The sequence below is a fragment of the Phytomonospora sp. NPDC050363 genome, from assembly GCF_040655735.1.
Taxonomy (GTDB): domain Bacteria; phylum Actinomycetota; class Actinomycetes; order Mycobacteriales; family Micromonosporaceae; genus Phytomonospora.
The window spans coordinates 529582-554329 of record NZ_JBFAKK010000001.1; the positions used below are offsets into that span (position 1 = coordinate 529582).

Genomic DNA, 24748 nt, shown 5'->3' on the forward strand with positions numbered 1-24748 from the left:
GCCCCGAACCCCAGCCCGCCGCCTCGCCGCAAGGGATCGCCCATCATGACCTCAGACATCGCCGCCCCCCACCTCAGCGAGGCGAAACGGCTCCTGCTCGAACGCAGGCTCCGCGGTCTCGGCGCGGGCCCCGCACCGGCGGGGATCCCGCGCCGGACCGAGCCGGGACCGGCGCCCCTGTCGCCGGCCCAGCACGGCGTCTGGCTCGCCGACCAGCTCCGCTCCGACAACACGCTGTCGGGGGTCTACCGGGTCATGTGGCTGCGCGGACACGTCGACACCGCCGCCTTCACCGAGGCGGTCGCCGCCCTGGTTCGCCGGCACGAGATCCTGCGCACCACCTACGAATCCACGCCCGGCGGACCCGTGCAGGTCCCGCGCGAACCCGGCGAGGCGCCCCTGACCATCGCCGAGGCGCCCGGCGACACCCTCGCCGAACGCCGCGCGAACGCGCTCGCCGAGGCCGAGCGCCACGCCGGCGAGGCCTTCGACCTGGCGAACGGGCCGCTGTTCACCGCCGCGCTGACCGCCGTCGCCGACGACGAGCACCTGCTCGTCCTGCGAATGCACCACCTGCTCACCGACGAGTGGTCCTGCGGACTGCTCGCCCGCGAACTCGCCGCGCTGTACTCCGCGCGCCGCCGCGGCACCCCCGACGGTCTCGCCGAACTGCCCGTCCAGTACGCCGACTACGCCGCCTGGCTGAGCGAGCCGGCCCAGACCGAGCGCCGCGAGCGCGACACCGGTTACTGGCGCGACGCCCTCGCCGGTGTGCCGCCCGTCCTCGAACTGCCCACCGACCGCATCCGCCCCGACGAGCCGTCCTACCGGGGCGGCGTCGAGCGCCGGACGCTGTCGCCCGAGCTGAGCGCGGGCCTGCGGGCACTGGCCGCCGCCCACAAGACCACGATGTTCAGCGCGCTGATGGCGCTGTTCGGCACGGTCCTGCACCGCTACAGCGGTCAGGGCCGCTTCGCGGTCGGATCGCTGCTGTCGGGCCGGGGGAGGCCCGAGGCGGAGTCGATGATGGGCATGTTCGCCTCCACCGTGGCGATCCCGCTCGACTTCACCGGTTCCCCGTCCTTCGCCGAGGCGCTCGGCCGCGCCGGCTCCTCGGTCACCGGCGCCCTCGACCACCAGGACGCGACCTTCGACCAGGTCGTCGCGGCCCTGCGGCTGCCGCGCGAACCCGGCCGCAACCCGCTGTTCCAGGTCATTTTCCAGTGCGTGGAGGCCAGCGAGCACGAGTGGGACTTCGACGGCCTGAGCTGCGAGCCGGCCTGGTTCGACACCGGACTGGCCAAAGTGGACCTGACCCTGATCGCGGTCAACCACCCCGACGGAGTCACCCTCGACCTGACCTACGCCACCGACCTGTACCGCCCGCACTTCGCCGCGCGGCTCCTCGACCACCTCGCCAACATCGCGGCCGCCGCCGTCGCCGATCCGGGCACCCGTGTCGCCGACGCGGGCATGCTCACCGGCCCCGAGCGGCGCGACGCGCTCGTCGAGTGGAACGCCACCGCGATGGAGTACCCGACCACGGCGACGGTCCACGGCCTGGTCGAGGAGTGGGCGAACCGCGAGCCCGCCCGCCCGGCGATCTGGCGCCTCGACGGGACCGCCGTCACCTTTGGCGAGCTCAACGCCCTCGCCAACAAGACCGCGCACTACCTGCGCGGCCTCGGCGTCGGGCGCGAGACGCTGGTGGGCGTCTGCGCCGACCACTCCGTCGAGATGTTCGTGGCCCTGCTCGGCGTCCTCAAAGCCGGCGGCGCCTACGTGCCGCTCGACGTGGCCCTGCCCCGCCAGCGCGCCGAGTGGATCCTGGCCGACACGGCCGCGCCGATCGTGGTCACCACCGAGGCGCTGCGCGCGTCGATCCCGGAGACCTTCACCGGCCGGATGGTCACCATCGACGGGGACTGGCCGTCGATCGAGGCGTGCTCCGACGCCGATCCGGAGCCGCTGTCGACGGCCGACAACCTGCTCTACATCATCTACACCTCCGGCTCCACCGGCCGCCCGAAAGGCGTGCTGGTCCCGCACCGGGGCGTGGTGAACTACCTCTGGTGGGCCGTCGAGGGCTACGGCCTCGACGGCGAGCGCGGAGCCCCGATGCTGGGGTCGATCGCCTTCGACCTGTCGGTGCCGAACTTCTGGCTGCCGCTGACCGGCGGCAAATGCGTGACGCTGCTGCCGACCGACAAGAGCCTGGAGACGCTCGCCGAGGCGCTCACCGAGCCCGGCGACTTCAGCCTCCTCAAGATCACCCCGGGGCATCTCGACGTCATGCGCGGCATGCTCGAACCCGGCTCCGTCGACTCGGTGCGGACCTTCGTGGTCGGCGCCGACGAGGTGCGCCCCGAGACGGTCTCCGGATGGCGCGCGGTGGCGCCAAACGCCCGCATCATCAACGAGTACGGCCCGACCGAGACGGTCGTCGGCTGCTCGATCTACACCGTGCCGCCGGACTTCGACGCCTCCGTCTCGGTGTCGATCGGCAAGCCCATCGGCAACCTGCGCATGTACGTCCTCGACGCCGGCCTCAACCCCGCGCCCGTGGGCGTGGTCGGCGAGCTCTACATCGGCGGCGACGGCGTCGCGCGCGGCTACCTGCACCGCCCCGCACTCACCGCCGAGAAGTTCGTACCCGACCCCTACGGCGCGCCCGGCGAACGGCTGTACCGCACCGGCGACCTGGCCCGCTACCGCGCCGACGGCGACTTCGAGTTCCTCGGCCGCACCGACTTCCAGGTCAAGATCCGCGGCTACCGGATCGAGCTCGGCGAGGTCGAGGCCCGCCTGGGACTCCACCCCGGCGTCACCGAGGCGGTGGCCGCCGCCGTGACCGGCCGCAACGGGCACAAGCGGCTCGTCGGGTACCTCGTCGCCGCCGACCCGGACGCGGCGCCCGCACCGGCCGAACTGCGCGAGTTCATGGCCGCCGAACTGCCCGAGTACATGGTCCCGTCGGTCTTCGTGACCCTCCCGGCGATGCCCCTGACCTCGGCGGGCAAGGTCGACCGCACGGCGCTGCCCGACCCGGCGACGGCCCGCCGCGACGCCGCGTCCGCCGAACGGCCCGGCACCGCCGCCGAAACCGCGCTCGCCGCGATCTGGGCCGAGGTGCTGGGCGCGACGGCGGTCGGCCCGCACGACAACTTCTTCGAACTCGGCGGCGACTCGATCCTGGCGATCAAGGTCGTCGGCAAGGCCCGCGAGGCCGGACTGGCACTGCGGCCGACCGCTCTCTTCAAGCACCAGACCGTCGCCGAGCTCGCCGCGGCGGCGTCGGCGACGGCCACCGCCGCGCCGGTCGACGCCGAACAGGGCTTCGTCACCGGCGAGGTCCCGCTCACGCCCGTGCAGCACTGGTTCACCGAGCTCGACGTCCCCCGCGACCACTACAACCAGGCCGCGCGCCTGCGCTACGAGCGCGCCCCCGACGAGGCCGCGCTGCGCTCGGCGCTGACCGTCCTCGTCGGACACCACGACGCCTTGCGCTCGCGCCTGTCGAACGAGGACGGGACCTGGCGGCAGTTCATCGCCCCGCCCGGCGAGGCCGAGCTGCTCAGCGTCGTCGACCTGGCCGGCGTCGCCGATCCGGCGGCCGCGGCGCACGAGGCCGCCACCCTCGCCCACACCTCGCTGTCCCTGACCGGCGGGCCGCTGCTGCGCGCGGTGCTCTACCGGCTCGGCGACGGCTCGGCCGAACTGCTGATCGCCGTCCACCACATCGCCGTCGACACCGTCTCCTGGGGCGTCCTGCTCGAAGACCTCGACGCGCTCCTCGAAGGCCGGGCACTGCCGGCGAAGACGACCTCGGTGCGGGCCTGGGCCGAGCGCCTGGCGGCCTACGCCCGCGGTCCGGAGTTCGACGGCGAGGCCGACTTCTGGGCCCGCCGCGACGCCGAACTCGCGCTCGTGCCGCCGATCCCGACCGACCAGCCGCTCGACGGCAACCTGCTCGGCGACACCGCGCACGTCGCCAGTCGCCTGCCGGCCGCCGAGACCGAGGCCCTGCTGCGTCGCCTCCCGACCGCGCATCGCGCCGGCGTCGACGAGATCCTGCTGACCGCGCTGGCGAAGGCCGCGTTGACCCTGTGGGGCGGCACCGCTCTCGCCGTCGACCTGGAAGGGCACGGCCGCGAAGACCTGTTCGCCGACGTCGACCTCACCCGCACCGTCGGCTGGTTCACCACCGTGCAGCCGGTCGTGCTGCGTCCCGAAGGAGCCCGTCCCGGCGAATGGGTCACCGCCGTCAAGGACCACCTGCGCGCCGCCCCACGACGGGGGATCGGTCACGGCGTCGCCCGGCACCTTCGCGGGGGTGAGCGGCCCGCCGCCGGCGCGCCCCAGGTCTGCTTCAACTACCTCAGCGCCATCGACGGCAGCGCCGCCGACGCCCTCGGCGTCGAGCGCTCACCCGCCGGGCACCGCCCCTACCTCCTCGACGTGACCGCATACGTCCTCGACGGTGAGCTGTGGGTCGCCTGGCACTACGGGACCGGCTGCCACGACGAGGCGACCATCGAGAAGCTCGCCGGGCTCTTCGAGGACGCCGTGCGCGAACTGGCCGCCGACGGCGGGGGAGGGCCCGCCGCCGAGGACTTCCCGCTCGCCGGGCTCGCCCGCGACGGCTTCGACATCCTCGACGCCACCCACGACCTGACCGGCGTCACCGACGTCTACCGGCTGTCGCCGCTCCAGGCCGGGATGCTGTTCCAGACCGCAGCCCAGCCCGAACGCGGCGACTACGTCGAGCAGTTCGTCTACACCGTCGAAGGGGAGCTCGACCCGGCCGCGCTGCGCGAGGCCTGCGCGCTCGCGGTCGCCCGCCACCCCGCTCTGCGGACCTCCTTCGCCTGGCGCGGACTGCCGCACCCGGTGCAGCTCGTACACGCGCCCGGCGCTCCACAATGGACCGAGCTGGACTGGACCGGCGTGGCCGGCGGCGATCTCGCCGCCCGGCTGGAGTCCGCGCGGCTCGCGCCGATGTCGCCCGACACCGCCCCACCGCTGGAGTTCACGCTCATCCGTCTCGGCGCGGCCGAGCACCGCCTGGTCTGGCGCTTCCACCACATCCTCCTCGACGGGTGGAGCGTGCCGATCGTCCTCGACGAGATCCTCACCGCCTACCGCGCCCTCGCCGCCGGTGAACCGGTGCCCGCCATGCCCGAGCCCGTCGCCTACCGCGAGCACATCGCCTGGCTCGCCGGGCAGTCCGGCGAGACCGCGGGCGACTTCTGGCGCGCGGCGATGGCCGGCATCGACGGCCCCACGCCGATCTCGGCGGTGCGGCCGGAGAACGACGACGACTCCGCCGAGGTCGGCATCGCCCGCGCGACCTGGCCGCGGGACCGCGCCGAAGGGCTCGTCGCCTTCGCCCGCTCCCAGCGCGTCACACCGGGCACCGTCCTCCAGGCGGCCTGGGCACTGCTCCTGGCCGGCGACAGCGGGCGCGCCGACGTCGTGTTCGGCACCACCTCGGCCGGGCGTTCGGCGCCCGTCGAAGGCATCGACCGCATGGTCGGGCTGCTCATGAACACCCTCCCCGCCCGGGTGACCGTGGCCGACGCGCCCGTCGGCGACTGGCTGCGCGAACTGCACATGTCGCTCGGCGCTCTCCGCGAGCACGAGCACGTCTCCTTGAGCGAGGTCCGCCGCGCCGCGGCCCTGCCGGCCGGCGAGCCGCTGTTCGACAGCATCTTCGTCTACGAGAACTTCGGCGCGCCCTCCACCGAGGTCGCCGAAGGACTCCGCCTCGACCTCGACAGCGCCTACGAGCAGAGCGGATACCCGCTCGTGCTGGGTGCCGGGCTCCACGGCGACCTGCTCCTCAAACTCAACTACGACGTCGCGCGCGTCGGCGCCGACGCGGCTCACCGGCTCCTCGACTCCTACCTCGGGGCCTTGTCGCGGCTGCTCGAACCCGGCGCGGAACTCACCGCGATCGCCCCCGTCGGCCGGCCCCGCCGGGCGCCCGCGCCCCGCCGCGAGGACGCCGGCTTCGCGCCCGTCGCCTACGTCGCGCCCCGCGACGAGACCGAACGCGCACTGGCCGCACTGTGGGCCGACCTGCTCGACGTCCCGCGCGTCGGCGTCCACGACGACTTCGTCGCCCTCGGCGGCGACTCGATCCTCGCGATGCAGGTCGTCGCCCGCGCCCGCGACCTCGGCCTCACCCTGCGACCGCGCGACCTGGTCCGCACGCCAACGATCGCCGCGCTCGCGGCCAAGGCCGACCGCCCCGAGGCGCCGGCGACGGTCGCGCGTCCGTCCGGAGTGGACACCGCGCTGGTCGCCGACCGCTTCGCACCCGGCACGGTCGAGAGCGTCCACCGCCTGGCGCCACTGCAGACCGGCATGCTCTTCCACGTCCTCGGCGACAACGAGGGCAGCGACTACGTCCAGGTCTTCGCCTTCGACGTCGACGGCACCCCCGACACCGACGCCTTCGCCGCGGCCTGGCAGACCGTCGTCGACCGGCACCCGGCCCTGCGCACCGTGTTCGCCTGGCGCGGACTGCCGCACCCGGTCCAGGTCGTCCTGCGCGAGTCCGCGCTCGACTTCCGCGACGTCGACCTCGGCGGACCCGGCGCCCGCGACCGCCTCCTCCGGCTGATCGACGCCGAGAAGACCACTCCCGTCGACCTCGCCGCCGCCCCGGCGACCCGTGTCACTCTCGCCCGCACCGGCCCCGGATCCTGGTCCTTCCTGTGGCGCACGCACCACATCGTCCTCGACGGCGCCAGCGTGCCCGTGGTCCTCGCCGAGGTCTTCGACGCCTACCGCGCGCTCGCCGCCGGGCGGGCCGCCCCCGCCGCACCCGAGCCCGCGTCCTACGGCGGCTACCTCGACTGGATCGCCGGCCACGCCGACGAGAGCACCGGCCGCCACTGGGAGCGGGTCCTCGACGGTTTCACCACACCCACCCCCCTTCCCGCCGCGACAGCCGCGAGCGGCACCGGGGCAGGCCTGCACCACCTCGAAGTCGGCGAAGACCTCGTCGCGAGCCTCACCGACACCGCCCTGCGCCACCGTGTGACCCTCGGCTCCCTCCTGCACGGTGCCTGGGGCCTGCTCCTCGCCCGGCACGCCGGAACCGGCGACGTCGTGTTCGGCAGCACCGTCAGCGGACGCTCGGTGCCCGTACCCGGCGCCGAACGCATAGTCGGCATGCTCATGAACACCCTCCCCGTCCGCGTCCGCCCGTCCAGCGACGGAACCACCGGACAATGGCTGCGCGAGGTCCACGAAGCGCTCGCCGACTCCCGCGAACACGAGCACAGCTCCCTCGTCGAGGTCCAGCGCCGCTCCCGCGTCCCGCAGGGAAGGCGGCTGTTCGAGAGCATCCTGGTCTTCCACAACGTCCGCCACGCCGCGGGCGAGGTCCCCGAGGGCGTCACCGTCATCGAGCAGGACAGCGCCATCGGCACGGCCTACCCACTGGTCCTCGACGCCGTCTGGCACGGCGGGCTGACCCTCCAGCTCAACTACGAGCGCGAGCGCTACGCGCCGGGCGACGTCGCCTCCCTCGTCGACCAGTACCTCGCCCTGCTGCGCGGCCTGGCAGCCGGCACCGCCGAGAGCCCGTCGGCGCTGGCTGCCCGCGTCCTGCCGTACGTCTCACCCGTCAACGCACCGACCACAGTGGACACGCGCCCGGCCGCTCCCGCCGGACACGTCGAACCGGCCGGCGAGACCGAGCGGATCCTGGCCGTGATCTGGGCCGACGTCCTGGGCTATGAGCGCGTCGGCGCCGCCGACAACTTCTTCGACCTCGGCGGCGACTCGATCCTGGCCATCCAGATCGTCTCGCAGGCCAGGGAGGCGGGCCTGGCGCTCACCACCCGGCACCTGTTCGCCCACCACACGGTCGGCGAGCTCGCCCGGGTCGTCCCGCGCTCGGGACAGGCCGTCGCGACCGGCGGGAGAGCATTCGCCGACAGTGGACTCGACGCCCCCGAGCTCGCCGGACTCCTCGACGGAATCGGCGGCGCCGAGGTCGAGGACGTCTATCCACTCTCGACGATGCAGTCCGGGATGCTGTTCCACACCCTCTACGCGCCCGAAGGCGGCGACTACCACCAGCAGTACGTCGTCGACGTCGACGGGGACCTCGACCCCGCCGCCCTCACCCAAGCCTGGCGCCACGTCATCGGCCGCCACGCGATCCTGCGCAGCACCTTCGCCTGGGACGGGCTGCGCGAGCCGGTCCAGATCGTGCGCCGCGCCGCCGAGGTGAACCTCGGGCGGATCGACTGGTCGGACCGGCACCGCACCGACGCGGAGTTCGCCGGCTGGCTTCTCGCCGAACGCGGCCGTCCCTTCGACCTGGGCGCGGCCTCACCCCAGCGCCTCGACCTCATCACGCTCTCGCCCGGACGGCACCGCATGGTGTGGCAGTTCCACCACCTTCTCCTCGACGGGTGGAGCACCACGACGGTCGCCGGCGAGGTCTTCGCCGCCTACGGGTCCATCGTGGACACCGGGGACGCGCCGGACCGCGGGCCCTCGCCCCGTTTCGGCGACTACGTCGCCTGGCAGCGCCGCCAGGACCCCGAGTCCGACCGCGAGTACTGGACCGGGCTGCTCGCCGGTTTCGACTCGCCGACGCCCCTGCCCCTCGACCGCCCGCACGCCGCGCCCGGCGAGACCGGCGCACTCGCCATGGCGATCGGCGAGGACGTCACCGACCGCCTGCGCGAACTCGGCCGCCGCGAGCGCGTCACCGTCGGCGCGATCCTGCACGCGGCCTGGGCGATGCTGCTCAGCCGCTACGCGGGGGAGCGTGACGTCGTCTTCGGCAGCACTCTCGCCGGGCGCTCGGCCGACGTCGGCGGCATCGAGGACATGATCGGCATGCTCATGACCACCCTGCCGCTGCGGATCCGGGTCGACCCGGCCGAACCGCTGCCGCGCTTCCTGCGCGAGGTCCACGAGAGCTACCTGTCCGTCCGCGACCACGAGCACGGAGTCCTCACCGAGGTCCAGCGCTGCGCCGCGCTCCCGGCCGACCGCAGGCTCTTTGACAGCATCTTCGTCTACGAGAACCTCGCACCGGCCGAGCCGCGCACCGGCGGCCTTGAGCTCAGCGCCGGACCCGGCTACGCCCAGACCGGCTACCCGTTGCTGTGCGCCGCCGCGCTGTCCACCGGGATCGACCTGAGCCTCAAGTACCAGACCGGCCTGATCGGCGCGGACACCGCCCGCAGGCTCCTGGCGAACTACGCCGAGATCGTGCGCGGCATCGCCGGGGCCCCGGCGAGCGTCGGCGAGGTCCCGGCGATGACCGCCGCCGAAGGCGAACTCGTCGTCGGCGCCGCCGCAGGTGAGTCCACCGCCGCACCGGGACCCACCGTGCACGCTCTCTTCGAGGAGCAGGCCGCGCTGACCCCCGGATCCGTCGCCGTGACCGCAGCCGACGGCTCCACGGTCACCTACGCCGAACTCGACACCGCCTCCAGCCGGCTCGCCCGGCATCTGCGTTCCCTCGGCTGCGGGGCCGGGACCTTCGTCGGCGTGCACCTGCCGCACTCGGTCGAGGTCGTCACGACACTGCTGGCGATCCTCAAGGCCGGTGGCGTCTACGTTCCGCTCGACCCCGCCCAGCCCGCCGAACGCCTCGACTACATGCTCGCCGACACCGGCGCGGCCATCGTCGTGACCGACGCGGGGCTGTCCGGACCGCCCCCGGCCACCTTCGGCGGCACCCTCGCCGACCTCGCGGCCGACGCCGAAGTCATCGCCGCGAATCCCGCCGGCCGGCTCGAAGCGGTCACCGACGGGGGCGACCTCGCCTACGTCATCTACACCTCAGGGTCCACCGGCCGGCCGAAGGGCGTCCTCGTCGAACACCGCGGCCTGGTGAACTACCTGGCCTGGACCCTCGGCGAGTACGGCATGGACGGCGCCTCCGGTGCCCCGCTGGTCGGCTCGATCGGCTTCGACCTGTCCATCACCGGCACGTTCCTCCCGCTCATCGCCGGACGGGACATCACTCTGCTGCCCACCACCGACACCGTCGAGGCGCTCGCCGCGCTCGTCTCGCGGCCGGGGGACCTCAGCCTCGTCAAGACCACCCCGAGCCACCTCGACGTCCTGCGGTCGATGCTCCCGGCGGGCTCGATGCGCTCGGTGCGGACCTTCGTGGTCGGCGGCGAGGAACTCAAGCCCGACGCGGTCGCCGACTTCCGCCGCATCGCGCCGGGAGCCCGTCTCGTCAACGAGTACGGCCCGACCGAGACGGTCGTCGGCTGCTCCTGGTACGTCGTGCCCGAGGTGGTCGATCCCTCGGTGTCGGTCCTGGAGATCGGCCGGCCGATCGCCAACACGAGCATGTACGTCCTCGACACGAGCCTGCGGCCGGTACCGGTCGGCGCGGTCGGCGAGCTGTTCGTCGGCGGCGAGCAGGTCACGCGCGGCTACCTGAACAAGCCCGCGCTGACCGCCGACAAGTACGTGCCCGACCCCTTCGCGACCCGGCCCGGCGCCCGGCTCTACCGCACCGGAGACCTCGCCCGGTTGCGCGCCGACGGCGTCTTCGAGTTCGCCGGCCGCGTCGACCACCAGGTCAAGATCCGCGGCTACCGCGTGGAACTCGGCGAGATCGAGGCGCGGCTGCTGGCCCACCCCGAGGTCCGGCACGCCGCCGTCACCGTCCACAGCGGACACGACGGCAGGCGGGAGCTGGCCGCCCACGTCGTAGGCGAAGGCACCGGCGTCGACATCGACGCGCTGCGCGACCACCTCAAGGCCGCGCTGCCCGACTACATGGTGCCGCCCGCCATCGCCGTTCTCGACTCCATGCCGCTGACCTCCAACGGGAAGATCGACCGCAAGGCCCTTCCCGCGCCCTGGACCGAGACGACTCCCGCCGCCGGGGAGGCCCCGCGCGAAGGGGCCGAGAAGCTCCTCGCGGCCGTCTGGGCGAAAGTCCTGGGACGCGGCGAACCCGCCCGCTTCGACGACTTCTTCGACCACGGCGGCGACTCCATCCGCGCCATCAGGCTCATCTCCCTCGCCCGTCGCGACGGGCTGCGCCTGACTCTCCGCGACGTGTTCGAACGGCGCACCGTCGCCGGGCTCGCCGAGGCCGCCGGCGTGCCGGGTGCCGCCACGGTGCCCGAGGAGCGGGAGCCGGTGACCGGCGAGGTCGCCCTGACCCCGATCCAGCACTGGTTCACCGCACTCGACATGCCGCACGACCACTACAACCAGACCGCCCTGCTCGCCTGCGCCGAGCCGGTCGACCCGGCTCTGCTCGCTCAGGCGCTCGGCGCCCTGACCGTCCACCACGACGCCCTGCGCACGAGGCTTCGCCGAGACGGTGACGGCTGGCACCAGCATGTCGCGGCGCCCGGCGAAGCCGTGCCCGTCGACGTGACCGACCTCTCCGGCCTCTCCGAGCAGGACCGGGCCACGGCGATGGAGCGCGCCGCGACCGCCGCCAACACCGCGCTCGACCTGGCCGCCGGACCGCTGCTGCGAGCGGTGCTGTTCCAGGGCGGCGGAACCGACACGGTCCTCGTCGTCGCCCACCACCTGGTAGTCGACATCGTCTCCTGGGGCATCCTCCTCGAAGACCTCGACACCGCCTACCGGGCAGCCGCCGACGGCACCGAACCCGCCCTGCCGGCCAAGACCAGCTCCTACCAGAGCTGGGCGCGCCGCCTCGGCGAGTACGCCGCGAGCGAGCGCTTCGCCCCGGAGTCCGCCTACTGGCACGGACGCCCCATGCACGCCGCGCCCCTGCCCGTCGACCACGACACCGGCCCCAATTGCGAGGGATCGGCCGCGACCGTCTCGCTCGCCCTTGCGGCCCAGACCACCTCCGACCTGCTCCTGCGCGCCTCGCAGGCATACCGCACCGGCGTCAACGACCTCCTGCTCGCGGCCCTCGCCCGCACCCTGCGCGACTGGACCGGCCGCGACGACGTCCGCGTCGACCTGGAGGGCCACGGGCGCGAGGACCTGTTCGACGACGTCGACGTCTCCCGGACCGTCGGCTGGTTCACCGCTATCCGTCCCGTCGAGGTCCGACTCGACTCCGGCGACCCGGGAGCCGCGGTCACCGCCGTCCGCGACCGTCTTCGGGCCGTCCCGCACCACGGGATCGGCCACGGCATCGCGAGGCACCTCGCGCCGGCACCGGGCCGCTCGCGCGACGCCGGGCAGATCTCCTTCAACTACCACGGCCAGGACGACGGCGAGACCGCCGCCGGTCTCTTCACCCCTGCTGCCGGGCCCACCGGCGTCATGCGCGCCCCGCGCGGCCTGCGCCCCTACCTCATCGAGGTCGACGCGGCCGTCATCGGCGGCGAGCTGCACGTCGAGTGGCGCTACTCGCCCCGGCGGCACACCGAGGCGACCGTCACCGGCCTCGCGAAGGCCTACCTGACGCACCTGCGCAAGGTGGTCGGCCACTGCCTGGAACGCCTCGCCACGCCCGGCACGGCACGCGCCGGAGCTCTGCTCCCGGCCGGATCCCCGACGCTGCTGGTTCCGCTGGCGCGCAACAGGGTCCCGGGCGTGAGCGTGGCGACCATGCGCGGCGGTGAACCGCACGAGGTGTGGTGCCACGGCGTCACCGACGCCGACGGCGGCGCGCCCGTCGGACCGGGAACCCTGTTCCAGGCCGGCTCGATCAGCAAGCTCGTCACCGCCGCCGGCGTCCTTCGGCTCGTACAGGACGGCGTCCTCGACCTCGACACCGAAGCCGACCGCTACCTGCGCGACTGGCGGATCGGCGCCGGCGTCACCATCCGGCGGCTGCTCACGCACACCGCAGGGCTCACCGAGACCGGATACGACGGCTACGTGCCGGGCGAACCCGTCCCGACACTGCTCGATTCACTGAACGGACGGGCACCGGCGACCACTCCGCCCGTGCGGCGCGAACTGGAGCCCGGCGCGCGAACCCGCTACTCCGGCGCCCACTTCACCGTCCTCCAGCAGGTGATCACCGACGCCACCGCGACCGGCTTCGCCGAGCTGATGCACGGACTCGTGCTGGACCCCTTGGGAATGCGCGAGAGCGGCTACCGGCCACCTGCGGCCGACACCCCGTCGGCGACCGGTCATGACTACAGTGGACAGTCGTATCGGGGGAGGTGGCGGGTCATGCCCGAACTCGCCGCGGCGGGCCTGTGGAGCACACCGCGAGACCTGCTCCGGCTGCTGGCCGAACTGTGCGGCACCGGACCGGGCGACGCCTCGCGCGTCCTGACGCCCGACTCGGCCGCGCTGATCCTCGGCCGCACCGGGGAGGCGGGGGAGAGCCTGCGCATCGACACCGGTGGCACGCCCGGGTACCAGTGCCTGGTCGTCACCGACCGGCGCACCGGCGACGGGCTGGTCGTCATGACCAACGCCGACGGCGGGCGCGAAAGCCTCGATGAGCTGTCGGGAGCACTACTTGACGATTTCGGGGCCGACACGGCCGTCACGAGGAGGAGTTAGATGCGCAGCCTGTGGAAGAACCACAACCTTCGGGTCTATGTGGCCGGTCAGACCCTTTCCGGGATCGGCGACTCCTCACTGTGGCTCGCCGCCGCGATCTGGGTCAACGAGATCACCGGCAGCGCCGGCGCCGCCGGAATCGTGATGTTCTGCTTCGGGGTGAGCGCTCTCGCCGGCCCCGTGGTCGGCCTCGTCGTCGACCGCGTCCGCCGCCGGGAACTGCTCGTCGCCGCCAACCTGCTCGGCGTCGTCCTCGTCCTCCCGATGCTCTTCGTGGACGGCAAGGGCGCGGTCTGGACGGTCTACGCGGTGATGTTCGGCTACGGCGTGCTCAACCGGATCGTCACCTCCGCCCAGAACGCGCTGATCAGCTCGATCGTCCCCGATGAGCTGCTCGCCGACGCCAACGGCGTCCTGCGCACCCTCCAGGAGTCGATGCGGATCCTGCTGCCGTTGGCCGGCGCGGGGCTGTACGTCTGGGCCGGCATCGAGGCCGTCGTCATCCTCGACATCGTCACCTTCATGGCCGCCGCCGGGCTGTTCACCCTGCTCAAGGTCACCCAGGACAAGCCCAAGAAGCCCGAGCCGGGCACCAGCCTGCGCCGCGAGGCGATGGCCGGGATCCACTACCTGCGACGCCAGCCGGTGCTCATGCCGGTCGTCGGCGGCGCCGTCGTGGCCGCGCTCGTCTTCGGCTTCACCGAGTCGGGCCTGTTCGCGGTGGCCACCGACGGCCTCGGGAAGTCCGGCGCCTTCGTCGGCGTGATCGCGATGGTGCAGGGAGTCGGGGCGGTGATCGCCGGACTGTTCACCGGCGCGATCGCCCGGCGCATCGGCGCCGTGCGGCTCACCGCGGTCGGTCTCGGCGGTTTCGCCGTCTCGATGCTGCTGACGACGATCCCTTCGCTGCCGCTGGTCCTGTTCGCGGCCTTCTTCGCCGGGCTGACCGTGCCCCTGTCCAGCGTCGGCGCCGTGACGTGCCTCCAGCGATACACGCCCGACGAGCTCCAGGGCCGCGTCTACTCCGCCGCCGACATGGCCTTCACCGCCGCCTCGACCGCCTCCATCGCCCTCGGCTCGGGCCTGGTCGGCTACATCGGCTACCAGCCGATGTACTTCGTGGGAGCCGCGGTGCTCGTCCTCGGTGCGTTGATCGCGCTCACCGGCCGGGGCGCCGAGGCCCGGGCGACGGCCGCCAAGGCCGCCGAGCCGAAGCCCGGCACCGAGGGTGAGGCCGAGGCCGAGACCCCGGCCGCGAAGCCGTCGCCGGCGCCCTCCGAGGTCTAGGACGCACGACGAAACCGGCCGCCCCCGCCATGTTCGCGGGAGCGGCCGGTTTCGCCGGTGCTCAACCGAGGATGTACCCGTCACCGGCCCGCAATGCCCGCGAGCGGCGCAGGTCCACATTGACGTAGGTCCGCTGGAGCCAGCGGTCGAAACCGTCGTAGCGGGGAACGAAGCGCGTCCTGCCGTGAGCGGCGATCCGGTTGTCCACGATCGCCCAGTCACCGGGCTGCAGCCGGATCGTCGTCGCGACCTCCCCGAAGACCTCCGCCAGCGCCGCCAGGGCCCGCCGTGCTCGGCCGGTCAGCGGCTCGGTGGCCGCGAAGTCCACCCGCAGGTCCGGGTCGGCCGGATCCCCGCCCAGCACCGGATGCGGGTCGGCGCAGGACACGCCCGCGCCGAACGAGGGCGGGGCGGCCGTGGAGAACTCCGGTGCCGACAGCGCCGCCACGGTGGCGGCGTCCAGCAGCGGCCTCGCCCTGCGGATCGAGGCGATCAGCAGACCCGCGACGTTCTCGTGGTCGGAGCGCAGGCACAGCAGCGAGATGTACTCCGGGCGATGCTCGTGGAAGGCGTTCTCCACATGGAAGGACAGCATCGTCTTCGAACCCGCGTTGCCCTGGAACTTCTCCAGACCCGGGACCGGGACGACGTCTTGCACCAGCGCGCCAGACTTCTCCGGCCGATAGGCGACCGGGTCGCCGAGCCCGGTGGCGAACATGGACAGCACCGCCGCGGCCGCCGTCGGCTCCGAGCACACCGAACCGGCCTTCGACGGCGTCGGCTGCGTCGCGCCCGCCGCCACCGGCAGCCCGCGCACCAGCAGGCAGCCGCCCGCGTTGCCGAAGCGTTTGAAACGGCCCACCAGCAGCCGCGCCCGCTCCGGCATCCGCTCCCAGCGGGCCCTGGCGAGCTCGACCCATCCCGGATCGTCGGGACCGGTGTGGCCCGAGGTCTCCAGGTCGAGGGTCAGACCGGACACGATCTCCTGCTCATAGGGGGCGAGCTCGAGGATTCCGTCGTCGACGTCCGGTACGTGGGTGGGGCTGGATAGGGCGTCGACGACGCCCAGCCCGGGTGCGATGGTCACCATGGTTCCTCTCTTGGCGCGCTTGGGAATGCGTTGGCCGAATACCGCGATCGTCCGAGCGCGCGCTATCCGGCCGCTATCGGCCGCCATTCCCGACCCCATCCCGCGCACCGCACCGATAGCGGCTCGACAGCGCCGCGACAGTGTCCCCGCTTTACCTGGCATCATGACGATTCAGCTCATCCGCAGCACCCGGAACAGGACCTGGTTCCCGTTCCCGAGCCGCGCGAGGGACGAACGGGCCCGGCTGATCTGCCTGCCCTTCGCCGGCGGCGGTGCCAGCAGATTCCTGCCCCTGTCCCGGCTCCTCGAACCCGACCTGGGCGTCCATCCCGTCCAGTTCCCCGGCCGTGAGGGCCGCTTCGACGATCCCGCCCACAGCGACGCCGGCGCGCTCGTGACCGAACTCGCCGGTGCCGTCGCCGAACTCGCCGACCGTCCCTACGCCGTCCTCGGCTACAGCCTCGGCGCCTCCTACGCCTACGAGCTGGTCCGCGCCCTGGAGAAGGCCGGCGCACCCGCGCCCCGTGCGCTGTTCGCGGTCGCCTCGCCGGCGCCGCACACCCGCTCGGCCCTGCGCCTCAGCGACGCCACCGACACCGAACTCCTCGAACGCGTCAAGAGCTGGCAGGCCGTCCCCGACGAGGTCCTCGGCGACGCCGAACTGCTCGGCATGGCCCTCAACACGCTGCGCATCGACCTGGGGACCTGGGAGCGCCACCGGCACGACATCAGCACCCGCCTGAGCATCCCGATCCACGTCTACACCGGCGACACCGACCCGACCGTGACCCGGCCGCAGCTGGCCGGCTGGCGCACCCGCACCACCGGGACGGCGCGGTTTCGCACCTTCACCGGCGGCCACTTCTTCGGCTTCGACCAGGGCGAGGTCCTGGCCGCCGCCGTCCGCGCCGACCTGGCCCTCTACACGTGATCCGCCGGACCCCACGGAGTTGATCAGCATGCCCGACACCCTCCACGCCCGTTTCACCGCCGTCGCCGCACGCCATCCCGACCGGATCGCCGTCAGCGACGGCGCCGTTGAGGTGACCTACCGCGAACTCGACGAGGGCAGCGCCGAGGCCGCCGCCGTCCTGGCCGCCGAACTGCGGCCCGGCGAGCGCCTGGTCGCCCTGCGGGCCTCGCGCGGCGTGCTGGCCCCCGCCGGGATGCTCGCGATCATGCGGGCCGGCGCGGGCTACGTCCCGATCGACCCGGGCTACCCCGAGGAGCGGCGCGCCTACATCGCCGCCGACTCCCGGGTGTCGCTGGTCCTCACCGACCGCCTCGCCGAGGGAGAGGAGGCCGTGGCCTCGGTCGGCGGCCTGCACCTGGTACGCCTCGAATCGCCCGGCCCGCACGAGGTCCCCGACGACGTCGCCTACGTCATCTACACCTCCGGGTCGACCGGGAACCCGAAGGGCTGCGTCGTCGGGCACGGCCACGTCCTCAGCCTCATGGACGCCACCGCCGGTCTCTACGACTTCGGCGAGGAGGACGTCTGGACGCTGTTCCACTCCACGAGCTTCGACTTCAGCGTGTGGGAGGTCTGGGGGCCCCTGCTGTCGGGAGGCCGGGCCGTGGTCGTGCACCCCGTACAGCAGCTCGACCCGCTCGACTTCGCCGAACTCCTCGAACGCGAGCGGGTGACCGTCCTCAACCAGGTCCCCTCGGTGTTCGGCAACCTCGTTGTCGAGTGCGCCCGCAACGGTGTCGGACTCCCCGGCCTGCGCTACGTGATCTTCGGCGGCGAGGCGGTCAACCCCGCCGACGTGCGCGCCTGGTGGTCGGCCGGCATCTCCCCGGACTGCGCGCTGGTCAACATGTACGGGATCACCGAGACCACCGTGCACGCCAGCCACTGCCCGCTCGACGAGGACGTGTTCGACGGGCCGGACGCCACCACCCCGATCGGGATCCCGCTGCCCAACCTGGCCTTCTCGCTGCGCGACGAGGACGGCGAGCCCGTCGCCGACGGAGAGGCCGGCGAACTGTGGGTGTCGGGCGGCGGTGCCGCGCACGGCTACCTCGACCGCGCCGAACTGACCGCCGAGCGTTTCGTCACCGACTCCCGCGAAGGCGATGAGCGCCGCTACTACCGCAGCGGCGACTGGGCCGTCCGCGACGAGCGCGGCGCCTACCACTACATCGGCCGCCGTGACGGCCAGGTGAAGCTCAACGGCTTCCGCATCGAACTCGGCGAGGTGGAGTCGACGGTCGCCTCGGCCGACGGCGTGCGCCAGTGCGTGTGCGTCGTCGAGAAGGACTCCACGGGCGGTTCGATCCTGGTCGCGCACATCGCGACCCTCCCCGGACGGGAGGTGGACCTCGGCGCGGTACGGCAGCGCGTCGCGGCCCGGCTGCCCGCCCACATGTGCACCCTGCGCTACCAGATCCACCGGACGCTGCCGCTGACCGGGAACGGCAAGGTCGACCGAAGGGCTTTGGTGTCACGATGAGCACGACTGGTATCCGGCCGCTCTCCTTTGGACAGGAGCGGATGCGGCTGGTCCGGCGGATGGCCGAGGGGTCGTCGGTCGGCAACATGTCCTATGTGTACCGCCTTCGCGGGCCGCTCGACGCCGCGGCGCTCGCCGGCGCGGTGGCCGAGCTGACGCGCCGGCACGAGATCCTCCGGACCGTGCACGGCGACGACGGCCAGCGGGTCCTTCCGGCCCGGTCCGCGGTCTTGTCCACAGTGGATGTCACGGCGGCCGGGCTCGACGCCCTCGTCGCCGACGCCGTCGACGAGCCCTTCGACCTCGACGCCGAGGTTCCCGCCCGCTTCGACCTGCTGCGCCTGTCGGCCGGGGAACACGTGCTGCTGGTGCGGATCCACCACATCGCCACCGACGGATGGTCGGAGTCGGTCCTGCACCGCGAGCTCTCGGCGCTCTACCGCGCCCACCGCGACGGCGCCGCCGCGCCGCTGCCGGAACCGGTCGTCCAGTACGGCGACTACGCCGCCGCGCAGCGCCGCGAGGACCACGCCGAGGGTGTGGCCTACTGGCGATCCGCGCTCGAAGGCGCCCCCGCCGCCGTCGCGCTGCCCTTCGACCGCCAGCCCGCCGTGACCAGCGGCTTTCGGGGTGCGACCGCCCGCGCGGTCGTCCCGGCCGAGGTCACCGCCGCCGCCAACCGCGTCGCGCGCGAGAACCGCACCTCGCTGTTCATGGTCGCCTTCGCAGCTTTCGGCGTGCTGCTGTCGCGCTACGACGGGCAGACCGACGTGGTCGTGGGCACCCCGGTCGCCGGCCGCACCCGCGAGGAGTACGAGAACCTGATCGGCTTCTTCGTCAACACCTTGCCGCTGCGGCTCGACCTCGCCGGAGATCCGAGCTTCGCCGAACTCCTCGACCGCGCCCGCGAGAGCGTCCTCGAAGGGCTCGAATACGCCGAGGTCCCCGTCGAGCGGATCGTCGCCGAGGCGCGCCCGAGCCGCGAACCCGGCAGGCAGCCGCTGACGCAGGTGTTCCTCCAGGTTCACAACACCCCGGCCGAACCGCTGGTCCTCGACGGCCTCGACGTCACCCGCGAACAGCTCTTCCCGGCCGCGTCGGCTCTCGACCTCTCGGTCTCGCTGGTCGAGGAGGACGGCGTCCTCACCGGCTACTGGGAGTACCGCGCCGACCTGTTCGACCGCGCCACGATCGCGCGCCTCCAGGGCCAGTACACACGGCTGCTCGCGGCACTCCTCGCCGACCTCGACGCCCCGGTGTCGCGGGCCGGCGCGCTGTCGGCGAGCGACCGGGAACTGCTGCTGTCGGAGTGGAACGACACCTCCCGCGAGATCCCCGGCACCGACGTCGTGGCCCTCTTCGAGGAGAGGGTCGCCGCCGGGCCGGACGCGATCGCCGTCCGCGCCGGAGACGAGACGCTCACGTACGCCGAACTCAACCGCCGCGCCAACCGCCTCGCGCACCGGCTCATCGCCGAGGGCGCCGGGCCGGAGAAGCTCGTCGGGATCCTCGCCGAGCGCGGGATCGGGCAGATCACCGCCGTGCTGGGCGTGCTGAAGTCGGGCGCGGCCTACCTCCCGCTCGACCCCGCGATGCCGCCCGCGCGGCTGGCGGGGATGGCCGCCGACACCGGGCCCGCGCTGGTGCTCGTCGGGGAAGGCGTCACCGACCCCTTCGGTCCCGACGGCCCGCCACGCCTTCCGCTCGGCCCCGGACTCGGCGCCGGACGGCCGGAGAGCGACCCGGGCCGCTCCGCCGACCCGGCGCGGCTCGCCTACGTCATCTTCACCTCCGGTTCCACCGGCCGTCCGAAAGGCGCGGCCATCACCCACCGGGGCCTGCTCAACTATCTCCAGTGGACACTGCGCGCCTACCCGCCGGCCGAGGGCGCCTCGGGTTCGCTCCTGCACTCGCAGCTCACCTTCGACTTCACCGTCACCCCGCTGTTCTGGCCGCTGGTCACCGGCCGGACCGTCGAGATCGTCGGCGAGGCCGACACCCTCGACCGCGTCGCCGACGCGCTGCGCCGCCCGGGCCGCGCGCTCGACCTGGTGAAGCTCACACCGGCTCACCTGGACGCTCTCGCCGCCCGCTTCGGGACCGGTGACCGGCTCTCCGAGGTCGGCACGCTCGTCGTCGGCGGGGAGCAGTTCCACGGCGCCAAGGCCGACGCGTGGCAGCGGCTCTTCCCCGCGACCCGCATCGTCAACGAGTACGGCCCGACCGAGACCGTGGTCGGCTGCGTCACCCACGTCTTCGGCGACGGTGACGGCCCTGACCGTGCGGTGCCGATCGGCCGCCCCATCGACAACACGTCCGTCTACGTCCTCGACGCCGGGCTGCGGCCGGTGCCCGTCGGTGGTGCGGGCGAGCTGTACATCGGGGGAGAGGGCGTCGGGCGGGGCTACGTGAACCGTCCCGGCCTCACCGCCGAGCGCTTCGTGCCCGACCCCTTCGCCGGTGCCGGCGCCCGCATGTACCGCACCGGCGACCTCGTCCGGTGGCGGGCCGACGGCGTCATGGAGTACATCGGACGCCGCGACGACCAGGTCAAACTGCGCGGCTACCGCATCGAACTCGGTGAGGTCGAGTCGGCGCTGCGCAGGCACCCGGGCGTGGACCGTGCCACCGTCGTCCTCCGCGAGGACGTACCCGGCCTGGCGCGACTCGTCGGCTACTACGTGCCCGCCGCCGGCGCACAGGACGGCCCGGAGGCCGTCACCGCCGGCCTCGGCGCCGAACTGCCCGCGTACATGGTGCCCTCGGCGCTGGTGCCCATGGACGCCATTCCCGTGACGCGCAACGGAAAGGTCGACCGCGCGGCGCTTCCCGTCCCCCCGGGTTCCGCTGCGGCCGGGCATGTCGCGCCCCGCGACGAGCTGGAACGGATCGTCGCGGACGTGTGGGGCGAACTGCTCGGCACGACCGTCGGGGCCCACGACGGCTTCTTCGCGCTCGGCGGCCACTCGCTGGTCGCCGCCCGCGTGGCAACGAGGCTCTCCGGCGCCCTCGCCCTGCCGGCCGACCGGCTGCTCCGGGCGCTCTTCGCCGCGCCGACGGTCGCCGGGCTCGCCGCCGCGATCGGCGTCATGCGCGCCGACGGAATCTCGGCCGCGGCCCGCGAGCCGATCCCGGTCCACGACCGCTCCGGCCCCTTCGAACTCCCACGCGGGCAGGAGCGCGTCTGGTTCCTCGACCAGCTCGACGAGTCCGGCGGCGAGTACGAGATGCCCCTGGCCCTGCGGCTCACCGGCGTTCTCGACGTCGACGCCCTGCGCCGCTCGCTGACCGGCATCGTCGAACGGCACGACGTGCTGCGCACCTCCGTGCGCGTCGTCGACGACCGTCCACTGGGGATACTGCGCCCGGCCGCCGACTTCACCCTCGACGTCGTCGACCTCACCGGACACGGCCCGCTCGGTGCCGGCCGGCTGGAGGCGCTGGCCGCCGAACACACCGGCGAACACCTCGACCTCGCCGGCGGCCCGCCGATCCGCGCCCGCCTCCTGCGGCTCGCCGAGGACGACCACCTGCTGTGCGTGACCTTCCACCACATGGCCTTCGACGGCTGGTCCTACCACCTGTTCTACGCCGAACTGGCCGACGGCTACGCGGGACGGACTCCCGAGGCGCCCCCGGTCGCCTTCCACGACCTCGCCCGCTGGCACGAGGCGGGCACCGACCCCGCGGGCCTGGCGTACTGGCGGGACACCCTCGACGGGCTCACGCCCTTCGAACTGCCCGCCGACAAGCCGCGCGCCGCCCGGCGCCGGGGCCGGGCGCACAGCACGGTCGTCGACGTTCCCGAAGCGGTCGCCACCGCACTGGAACGGCTGGCCGCCGAGCGCGGCGCGACCCTGTTCATGGTCCTGCTCGCCGCCTGCCAGGTTCTGTTCCACCGGCACAGTGGCCGCACCGACGTGACGGTCGGGACCACCGCCGCCGAGCGCACCCACGCCGAGTCCGAAGGGCTCATCGGCCTGTTCGTCAACATGCTCGTCCTGCGCGGCGACCTGTCGGGCGATCCCACCTTCACCGAACTCGTCGACCGGGTCCGCGAGATCGCGGTGGCCGCCTACGCCCACCAGGCCGTCCCCTTTGACCGCCTTGTCGGGGAACTCTCACCTGAGCGGGACCTCTCACGCACCCCGCTGTTCGGCGTGATGGTCAAGCTCAACACCCAGCCGGAGTCGGTGCCGGTGCTGCCGGGCCTGTCGGTCGAGGAGATCCACCTCGACCTGGCGATGACCAAGTACGACGTCGCCGTCGACTTCGACCGCGTTCCCGGCGGCCTGCGCGTCCTCGTCGTCGGCGACGCCGACCTTTACGAGGCCGAGACGGTGCGGCGCTGGGCGGAGCGGCTCTCGGTGCTGTTCTCGACCTTCACCGACGACCCCGGCGCACGGGCCGGCGCCGCGCGCATGCTGCCGGCGGCCGAGGAGGCCGCCGCGCACGAGCTGTCCGGCCCGCCGCTCTCGGAGTTCCCGCGAGTCGGCCTGCACGAACTGTTCGAGGCACAGGCCCGCAGGACTCCCGGGCTCATCGCCGTGCGGGACGACGCCGAGGAACTCACCTACGCCGAACTCGACGACCGCGCCTCCCGGATCGCGGCGACCCTGCGCGGCAGCGGCGTGGGCCCCGACGTGCCGGTCGCGGTCATGCTCGACCGCTCGGCCGGGATGCTCGCCGGGCTCCTCGGTGTGCTCAAGGCCGGCGGCGCCTACGTTCCGATCGAGACGGACACACCCGTCGCGCGGGTGGCGAAACTCCTCACCGAGGCCCGCTGCCCGGTGTCCCTTGTGGATCCCGGCTCGGTCGCGAAGATCCGGCGGGCCGGCGGACGCGCGCTGACCCTCGCCGAAGCGCAGGACGGCCCGCCGCTGGCCGCCGCGGTCCCCGTCGATCCGGGAAACCTCTGCGCGGTCTACTTCACCTCCGGATCGACCGGCCAGCCCAAGGGCGTCGCCTGCACGCACGAGGGCTGGGTCAACAGAATGTGGTGGATGCAGCGCCGGCACGGCATGGCCGCCGGAGAGACGGTGCTGCACAAGACGACCCTCACCTTCGACGACGCGGCCGTGGAACTGTTCTGGCCGCTGCTCGCCGGCGGGCGGGTGGCGATGCTGCCACCGGAGCTGCACCGCGACCCGCGCGCCATCATCGACGCGGCCGTCGCCCACAGCTCGGTTCACCTCAACTTCGTGCCGAGCATGCTCGACCTGGTCCTGGAGAGCCTCGGCGAACCCGACCTCGCCGGACTCGCCGGTCTGCGCAGCGTCCTGTCCAGCGGCGAGGCGCTGCGGCCCGCCCTCGTGGCGCGCTTCCGCGAGCGCTTCGGCGAGCGCGTCTCCCTCGACAACACCTGGGGCGCCACGGAAGTGTCCATCGACTCGACCTGGCGCGTCTGCTCGGCCGCCGACGCGGACTCCCCGAACGCGGCGGTCAGCCTCGGGCGGCCCTTCGACAACAACGACGTCGCCGTCATCGACGAGTACTGGCGCACCCTGCCCGTCGGGGTGCCCGGCGAGCTCGCGATCGGCGGCGTCGGGCTGGCACGCGGATACCTCAACGACCCCGCCCGCACGGCCGCGGCGTTCGTGCCGCACCCGCACCAGCCCGGCGAACGTCTCTACCGCACCGGCGACCAGGGCCGCATGCACGACGACGGGTCGCTGGAGTTCATGGACCGCCGCGACCACCAGGTCAAGATCCGCGGCGTGCGCATCGAACTCGGCGAGGTCGAGAGCGTCCTGCGCCAGCACCCCGCCGTCGCCGACACGGCCGTCATCGCCTGGCAGGCGACCCCGACGGACAAGCGCCTGGCCGCCTACGTCGTCCTCGACGACACCGCGACCGCCGCCGACGTCCGCGAGTTCGCCCGCGAGCACCTGCCGGTCTACGCCGTCCCGAGCTCCATCGCCGCCGTCTCCTCGCTTCCCCGGCTCGCCAGCGGAAAACTCGACCGCAAGTCCCTGCCGACGCCCGACCCCGACGGCGTCCGCGAGACCCCGTACCGGGCCCCGGCCACACCGACGGAGGAGGCGATCGCGGCGATGTGGGCCGAAGTCCTCGGCCTGAGCCGGGTCGGCGGCGACGACGACTTCTTCGCCGTCGGCGGCCATTCACTGATAGCCATCCGCATCGTCACGCGAATGCGCCAGGCCTTCGGACTTGCCCTGCCGCTCAGCCTCATGTTCGAACGGCCCACCGTCGCCGCGGCCGCCGCGCTGGTCGAGGATCTCGTCCTCGCCGAAATAGCCGGACTGTCCGAAGAAGACGCATTGCGACTCAGTGTGAGCTGACCACCACGCCGGGCACCGGTGGCCTGATTCCCTTATGGACTGGTCACCGGTGCCCAAATAGACAATTGGCTCGCATGGCCACGCTCTGTACCCTCATACGCACGGCGCCTTGCCCGCGGGCGCTCCACACCCATGGGGCACGAACG

At 73.1% G+C, this 24748-nt stretch carries 6 protein-coding genes; 5 read left to right on the plus strand and 1 reads right to left on the minus strand.

The genetic code is table 11. The features are described from left to right. The first annotated feature begins 45 nt into the window (after positions 1-45). Positions 46-13467: an amino acid adenylation domain-containing protein gene (locus AB0I28_RS02335; RefSeq protein WP_357488869.1), complete on the plus strand. Its 13422-nt coding sequence runs from the start codon at positions 46-48 to the stop codon at positions 13465-13467. Next, positions 13468-14754, plus strand: coding sequence for an MFS transporter (locus AB0I28_RS02340; protein WP_357488870.1), 1287 nt, complete (start codon positions 13468-13470; stop codon positions 14752-14754). 61 nt (positions 14755-14815) lie between these two features. Here AB0I28_RS02340 and AB0I28_RS02345 read toward each other — a convergent pair whose 3' ends face one another. Then, on the minus strand, positions 14816-15841 hold the full coding sequence (locus tag AB0I28_RS02345) for a TauD/TfdA family dioxygenase (protein WP_357488871.1): 1026 nt from the start codon (positions 15839-15841) through the stop codon (positions 14816-14818). A gap of 166 nt (positions 15842-16007) precedes the next feature. Here AB0I28_RS02345 and AB0I28_RS02350 point away from each other — a divergent pair, with 166 nt between their 5' ends. From AB0I28_RS02350 to AB0I28_RS02360, 3 genes are read left to right on the plus strand one after another with little or no spacing between them, the layout of a single operon-like run. Then, a complete protein-coding gene (locus tag AB0I28_RS02350) occupies positions 16008-16775 on the plus strand; it encodes an alpha/beta fold hydrolase (RefSeq protein ID WP_357488872.1) in 768 nt (255 codons plus the stop codon). A gap of 28 nt (positions 16776-16803) precedes the next feature. After that, entirely contained in the window at positions 16804-18300 is a 1497-nt protein-coding gene (locus AB0I28_RS02355) for an amino acid adenylation domain-containing protein (RefSeq protein ID WP_357488873.1), read from the plus strand. Beyond that, positions 18297-24602, plus strand: a complete 6306-nt coding sequence (locus tag AB0I28_RS02360; RefSeq protein ID WP_357488874.1) for an amino acid adenylation domain-containing protein — start codon at positions 18297-18299, stop codon at positions 24600-24602. The genes AB0I28_RS02355 and AB0I28_RS02360 overlap by 4 nt, the downstream gene beginning before the upstream one ends. The last annotated feature ends 146 nt before the right edge of the window (positions 24603-24748 follow it).

What these genes read in the sequence shown, in the direction of transcription:
- AB0I28_RS02335 (WP_357488869.1), top strand. Translation starts at nt 46, where the DNA reads ATGACCTCAGACATCGCCGCCCCCCACCTCAGCGAGGCGAAACGGCTC.
- AB0I28_RS02340 (WP_357488870.1), top strand. Translation starts at nt 13,468, where the DNA reads ATGCGCAGCCTGTGGAAGAACCACAACCTTCGGGTCTATGTGGCCGGT.
- AB0I28_RS02350 (WP_357488872.1), top strand. Translation starts at nt 16,008, where the DNA reads ATGACGATTCAGCTCATCCGCAGCACCCGGAACAGGACCTGGTTCCCG.
- AB0I28_RS02355 (WP_357488873.1), top strand. Translation starts at nt 16,804, where the DNA reads ATGCCCGACACCCTCCACGCCCGTTTCACCGCCGTCGCCGCACGCCAT.
- AB0I28_RS02360 (WP_357488874.1), top strand. Translation starts at nt 18,297, where the DNA reads ATGAGCACGACTGGTATCCGGCCGCTCTCCTTTGGACAGGAGCGGATG.